The organism is Neisseria sp. P0001.S005 (assembly GCF_051963715.1).
This window is the reverse complement of record NZ_JBQCTZ010000201.1, coordinates 1-5,972: the sequence shown is the minus strand read 5'-3', so window position 1 is coordinate 5,972 and position 5,972 is coordinate 1. Positions and strand designations below refer to the sequence as shown.

At 49.7% G+C, this 5,972-nt stretch carries 7 protein-coding genes; 6 read left to right on the top strand and 1 reads right to left on the bottom strand.

Going from position 1 to position 5,972, the window contains the following annotated elements:
- The 6 genes from ACTHSP_RS16825 to hpf all read left to right on the top strand — a co-directional run.
- The coding region (locus ACTHSP_RS16825; RefSeq protein ID WP_440346501.1) for a KdsC family phosphatase at nt 1-446 on the top strand (446 nt) is incomplete at its 5' end.
- On the top strand, nt 443-1,024 hold the full coding sequence (lptC, locus tag ACTHSP_RS16820) for an LPS export ABC transporter periplasmic protein LptC (protein WP_440346500.1): 582 nt from the start codon (nt 443-445) through the stop codon (nt 1,022-1,024). The genes ACTHSP_RS16825 and lptC, both read left to right, overlap by 4 nt.
- Nucleotides 1,005-1,535 (top strand): lipopolysaccharide transport periplasmic protein LptA, encoded by a 531-nt coding sequence (gene lptA / locus ACTHSP_RS16815; protein ID WP_440346499.1) that lies wholly within the window; start codon nt 1,005-1,007, stop codon nt 1,533-1,535. The genes lptC and lptA overlap by 20 nt, the downstream gene beginning before the upstream one ends.
- 71 nt (nt 1,536-1,606) lie before the next feature.
- Nucleotides 1,607-2,341 (top strand): LPS export ABC transporter ATP-binding protein, encoded by a 735-nt coding sequence (gene lptB / locus ACTHSP_RS16810; RefSeq protein WP_003679854.1) that lies wholly within the window; start codon nt 1,607-1,609, stop codon nt 2,339-2,341.
- 182 nt (nt 2,342-2,523) lie between these two features.
- Nucleotides 2,524-3,879 (top strand): RNA polymerase factor sigma-54, encoded by a 1,356-nt coding sequence (gene rpoN, locus ACTHSP_RS16805; RefSeq protein ID WP_049328830.1) that lies wholly within the window; start codon nt 2,524-2,526, stop codon nt 3,877-3,879.
- Nucleotides 3,880-3,928: 49 nt separating this feature from the next.
- A complete protein-coding gene (gene hpf / locus ACTHSP_RS16800; RefSeq protein ID WP_003679851.1) occupies nt 3,929-4,243 on the top strand; it encodes a ribosome hibernation-promoting factor, HPF/YfiA family in 315 nt (104 codons plus the stop codon).
- 73 nt (nt 4,244-4,316) lie between these two features.
- On the opposite strand, the gene ACTHSP_RS16795 is transcribed toward hpf, so the two are convergent.
- Entirely contained in the window at nt 4,317-5,594 is a 1,278-nt protein-coding gene (locus ACTHSP_RS16795) for an AmpG family muropeptide MFS transporter (RefSeq protein ID WP_440346498.1), read from the bottom strand.
- Nucleotides 5,595-5,972 lie beyond the last annotated feature (378 nt).

Genomic DNA, 5,972 nt, shown 5'->3' with positions numbered 1-5,972 from the left:
TTTTTATCCGCGACAACGGCGAAGAAATCAAATCGTTCCACACTTTGGACGGACACGGTTTGAAAATGCTTCAGGCCAGCGGCGTGCAAACGGCGATTATTACCGGCCGCGATGCGCCTTCCGTCGGTATCCGCGTGAAGCAGCTCGGCATCAACTATTACTTCAAAGGCATTCACGACAAACGTGCCGCCTACGCCCAATTACGCGAACAGGCCGGTGTGGAGGAGCATGAGTGTGCCTTTGTCGGCGACGATGTCGTCGATTTGCCCGTGATGGTGCGTTGCGGATTGGCGGTCGCCGTCCCTGAAGCGCATTGGTTTACTTTGCAATACGCCCATTATGTGACCCGACGTTCCGGCGGCGCAGGCGCGGTGCGTGAAGTGTGCGATTTGATTATGCAGGCGCAAGGTACGCTTGAACCTGCTTTGAAAGAGTATGTACGATGAAAATCAGATGGCGTTACGGAATCGCCTTTCCGCTGGTGTTGGCCGTTTCACTCGGCGCATTGGCGGCGTGGCTCGGCCGCATCAGCGAAGTGCAAGTCGAAGAAGTCGTCCTCAATCCGAATGAGCCGCAATATTTGATGAAAGGCATCAACGGCAAACGTTTTGACCAAGAAGGCCGTCTGAAAGAAAACCTGAGCGCGGTCGATGCTGTCCAATATCCGAATAGCGCGGATGTGCATTTGGACAAACCGCATCTTTCGTTTTACCGAGACGGCAGCCTGCTGTACGAAGTCGGCAGCGACAAGGCTGCGTACAATATTCAAAATAAGAAAGTCGTTTTTGAACAGAATGTCGTCTTAAACAAAGCGGCAGATGCCAAGCGTTTGGCCGGCATCGTCAAAACCGAACGTTTGAATGTCGATACCGAAGCGCAATACGCCCATACCGACAGCCCCGTTACTTTCCAATACGGACAGTCCGGCGGTCAGGCAAACGGCATGACTTATGACCACAAAACCGGTTTGCTGAATTTCCCTTCCAAAGTGAAAGCCACAATTTATGATACAAAAAATTTGTAAAACCTTAGCCCTTGTTGCCGTTTTTGCCGCCAGCCCGGCCTTTGCCCTGCAAAGCGACAGCAAGCAGCCGATTCAAATCGAAGCCGACCAAGGCTCGCTTGACCAAAACAACCAAAGCACTACCTTTTCCGGCAACGTCATCATCAAACAAGGCACGCTCAATATCCGTGCCGGCAGCGTAACCGTTTCGCGCAACGACAAAAGCGAGCAGTTGATGAAAGCCACCGGCTCGCCCGTCAAATTCAGCCAAGAGTTGGACGGCGGCAAAGGCGTGGTGAATGGCCAAGCCAATACCGTCACGTATTCTTCCGCAGCCAGTCTGGTTACCCTGACCGGCAATGCCAAAGTACAGCGCGGCGGCGATGTGGCTGAAGGTGCGGCCATCACTTACAACACCAAAACTGAGGTTTACACCATCAACGGCAGCGCCAAATCCGGTGTGAAATCCGCCGCCAAATCCGGCCGCGTCAGCGTTGTCATCCAGCCGTCCAGCCCGCAAAAAAACAAATAAGAAAACACACGAACAAGGCCGTCTGAAAAAGGTTCAGACGGCCTGAGGTCAATATCGAAAGTCAACAGAATATGAGCGCAAACAACAGCCGTCTTGTGGTTCAAAACCTGCAAAAAAGTTTCAAAAAACGCCAAGTCGTCAAAAGCTTCTCCCTGGAAATCGAAAGCGGCGAAGTCATCGGCCTGCTCGGTCCCAACGGCGCGGGTAAGACCACCAGCTTTTACATGATTGTCGGCCTGATTGCCGCCGATGCAGGCAGCGTGATGCTGGACGGCCAAGAGTTGCGCCACCTGCCCATTCACGAGCGCGCCCGCCTCGGCGTCGGCTATCTGCCGCAGGAAGCCTCGATTTTCCGCAAAATGACCGTGGAACAAAATATCCGCGCCATTTTGGAAATCAGCATGAAGGACAAAAGCCGTATCGATGCCGAACTTGAAAAACTGTTGGCCGATTTGAACATCGAGCGCCTGCGCAACAACCCTGCGCCGTCCTTGTCCGGTGGCGAACGCCGCCGTGTCGAAATCGCGCGCGTGTTGGCCATGCAGCCGCGTTTCATTTTGCTGGACGAACCTTTTGCCGGCGTTGACCCGATTGCCGTCATCGATATTCAGAAAATTATCGAGTTCCTCAAATCACGCGGTATCGGCGTATTGATTACTGACCACAACGTGCGCGAAACCCTCAGCATCTGCGACCGTGCCTATATCATCAGCGACGGTACGGTATTGGCTTCAGGCAAGCCGGATGATTTGGTCAACAATGAACAAGTCCGTTCGGTTTACTTGGGTGAAAATTTCAAATATTGAATGCATATTTGGCGGTAATCGTAAAACCGGTTTCACACGAGGCTCTCATTTTAATTGAGGGTGGCTCTAAATATTGAAATAATTACTAAAAATACAAATATAATACCGATAACCTAGTTTTTCAGACGGCTCTCCGTACGAAGGCCGTCTGAAAAACTATCCATACACTTTGAAAAAACACTATGTCTTCACTCGTCCTTAAACTCAAACAGACCCAGCAGCTCAACCAGCGGCTGCAGCAGTCTTTGCGCATCTTGCAGATGTCGGGTCTTGAGCTTGAGCGCGAAGTGGAAGACTGGTTATTAGACAATCCTCTGCTTGAGCGTCCGGAAACCGATGAGTTTGCCGATAGCGGACTCAACCGTACCGTCACCATGCCGCGCGCAGGTCAGCAGTTGAGCGGCGATGATGCCGAAGATATTTGGAGCAACATCGCCGAAGAAGAGGATTTCAAACACTATCTGCATGCCCAAGTGTGCGAGCATCCGCTCTCGCAAGTGGAAGCGGCCTATGTTCATGTCTTGATTGATTTTTTGGGCGAACAAGGCTACCTCACCGACAGCCTTGAAGAAATCATCGACCACACGCCGTTAGAATGGATGCTGGACGAAGAAGCCCTGCAAAATGCACTGGATATATTGCAAACCTTTGATCCGCCCGGCGTGGCGGCGGCGGATTTGACCGAGTCGCTCATGCTGCAGTTAATGCGTTTGCCGGCTTCTCCTGCCCGACAAATGGCCGCGCATTTGGTGCAAAGTTCGCTTCAAGACTTAGGCAAAAACCGCAAACAAAATGTTCTGCGTTTCCGCAAACTCTATCCCGATACCGACAGTGAAACCATAGAAGCCGCGCTCGATATGATTGCCGAGCTCAATCCCTATCCGGCCTACGGTTTCGCCTCTGCCACGCCCACGCCTTATATTCAGCCTGACGTTTGGGTCAAAGAGGGCAAGGATGGCTGGGAAGTCATCAGCAACGAGGCGGCTTGGCCGAAGCTGCAGCTCAATCAGGAGTATTGCGACCTGATGAAATCAGCGGAAGAGGGCGCACTGGGGTGGAAGGAAAAAATCAACGAAGCCAAGCAGCGTATTGATTCTTTGGAGCTGCGTAAAAGCACGGTCCTCCGCCTTGCTGAGTATATCGTCAAAAATCAGGAAGATTTTTTCATCTTCGGAGAAATCGGCCTGTCGCCAATGCTGATGAAAGATGCCGCCGCCGAATTGGGTCTGGCGGAAAGTACCATCTCGCGCGCCGCCAATCAGAAATATTTGTCTTGCCCGCGCGGCCTGTTTGCGTTACGCTATTTCTTCACACAGGCAGTCAATGCCGACGATGACGGCGAAGGGTTCAGCCAAGGCGCAATCAAAGCCGTATTAAGCCAGCTGATTGAAAGCGAAGACAGCAGCAAACCCTATTCGGACGAGACCCTCGTCAAATTATTAAAACAACGCGGCATTGAAATCGCCAGACGTACAGTTGCAAAATATAGAGAATCATTAGACATCCCACCGGCACACAAGCGAAAATTTACCGAGTAGATATATTCCGATCCGTTTTGACGGACTAATCAACCGAAGGAGCTGTATCATGAATCTGAAAATCACCGGTCTGAATTTTGATGTTACCGAAGCCATCAAAAACTATGTTTCCGACAAGTTGGCACGAATCAATCGCCACGCCGACAACATCATCTCTGTGACCATTACGCTCTCGGTGGAAAAAGTCAATCAAAAAGCTGAAGCCGATGCGCATCTGGCAGGCAAAGATTTGCACGTTGAAGCGATTGAACAGGATATGTACGCTGCGATTGATGTTTTGATGGACAAGCTCGACCGCGCTGTTTTGAAACATAAAGAAAAAAGCGGTGATGTCCGCAGTACTGTCAAACCTGCTGCCGAATAAAGCTTTTGTATGATAAAGGCCGTCTGAACATTCAGACGGCCTTTTGTTTTACTAGAAGTTTTAGACTGGCAATCTAGTTACTCATTTTTTCGCCATTCCACGGTGCCACTTTAAACAGCAGCAACATGCCCGGTATGCCCAAAGCAAAACACAGCCAGTAAAAATTAAAGTAACCCATCGCTTCAATCAGATAACCTGCCGAAGCATTGATAAATGTACGGGGAACGGCTGACAGGCTGGTAAAGAGGGCTAATTGTGTGGCCGTAAATACTGGATTGGTTTCACGAGCCATATAGGCAACAAATGCTGCTGTACCCAGACCTACGCCAGCTGCTTCTGCACCAATTACAGCTGCAAGCATCATTTGTTCTGTTAGTGTGATGGTTTCGAATTTGCCAAAATTTGCCAGCCAAGCAAAGCCTAGAATCGTTACCCATTGCGCCACGCCGAAAATCCACAAAGCTCTATTGATGCCGAGCTTTATCATCCAAATACCGCCTACAATACCGGCAATGACAGCAGGCCATAAACCGGCATTTTTGGCAATGAGGCCGATGTCGGTTTTGCTGAAGCCCATGTCCAGATAAAACGGCGTTGCCAGAGACGTTGCCATACTGTCGCCCAGTTTGTAGAGAAAGATAAACAGCAATACCAATATGGCCTGTTTGATTCCTTTGCGTGAGAAGAACTCACTGAAAGGGTCAGAGACTGTTTGGGCAAATGTACGAGGCACAGTTGGGGGAATATCAGGCTCTTTGGCTAAAAACAGGGTCATCAGCAGACCCGGCAACATAAATAGCGCCGTGATGATGAATACGTTGTGCCAAGGCATTAAGTCGGCCAGAATCAAGCTGAGCGAGCCGGGTACCAAAGCGGCGATACGGTAGGCATTGACGTGGATAGAGTTGCCTAAGCCTAATTCTTCATCTGACAAAATTTCGCGTCGAAATGCATCCAATACAATATCTTGGCTGGCAGAGAAAAAGGCGACCACCAACGATAAGCCCATAATTACATATAAATGCTGAGCAGGATTTAGGAAGGCGTAAATGAGCAAGGTCAGCAGCAAACCAATTTGCGTAACCAGCATCCAACCGCGCCGCCGTCCTAAAAAAGGTAATCTGACCAAATCAATGACGGGAGACCAGATAAATTTCCAAGTGAAAGGCAGCCCGATAAGTGCCATCAGGCCGATGGTTTTCAAATCGACATGTTCGCTGCGCAACCATGCTGGAATCAGGTTGATCAGAAAATAAAGCGGCAACCCCGAAGTGAAGCCTGTAAAGATACAAATCAGCATACTGCGCGAGAAAATCTTGCGCCAAGTGCTGGTTTGGGGTGCGGTTGTCATAGTGGAATCAATAAAAAAGAAAAGGGATATTGTAGCAAAGATGGGGGATATGGCGAATTAACTTCTGCTATCTTTGTTGAATAAAGGCCGTCTGAAACTTTGACAAATTAAGTTTCAGACGGCCTTTTGTTGGAACAACTGGTTTGGCGGGCAACGGAGACTTCAGGACGGAAGAAGGGTTGCTTGGGTGTATTCATAAAATTGAAGTTAAGAAAGTTACAGACGACCCCTAGAGATCGTTTGAACGATGAGAAATATCAGTGGTAATTTGTGCCGTCAGTGTAGCCGTTTCCTGATTTGCCCACAGCAAAAGCAGAAATCGGACCGACCGTTACTGTCCCTTTAGGCTGAGTTTCTTGGTAATACTCATATGCTGCA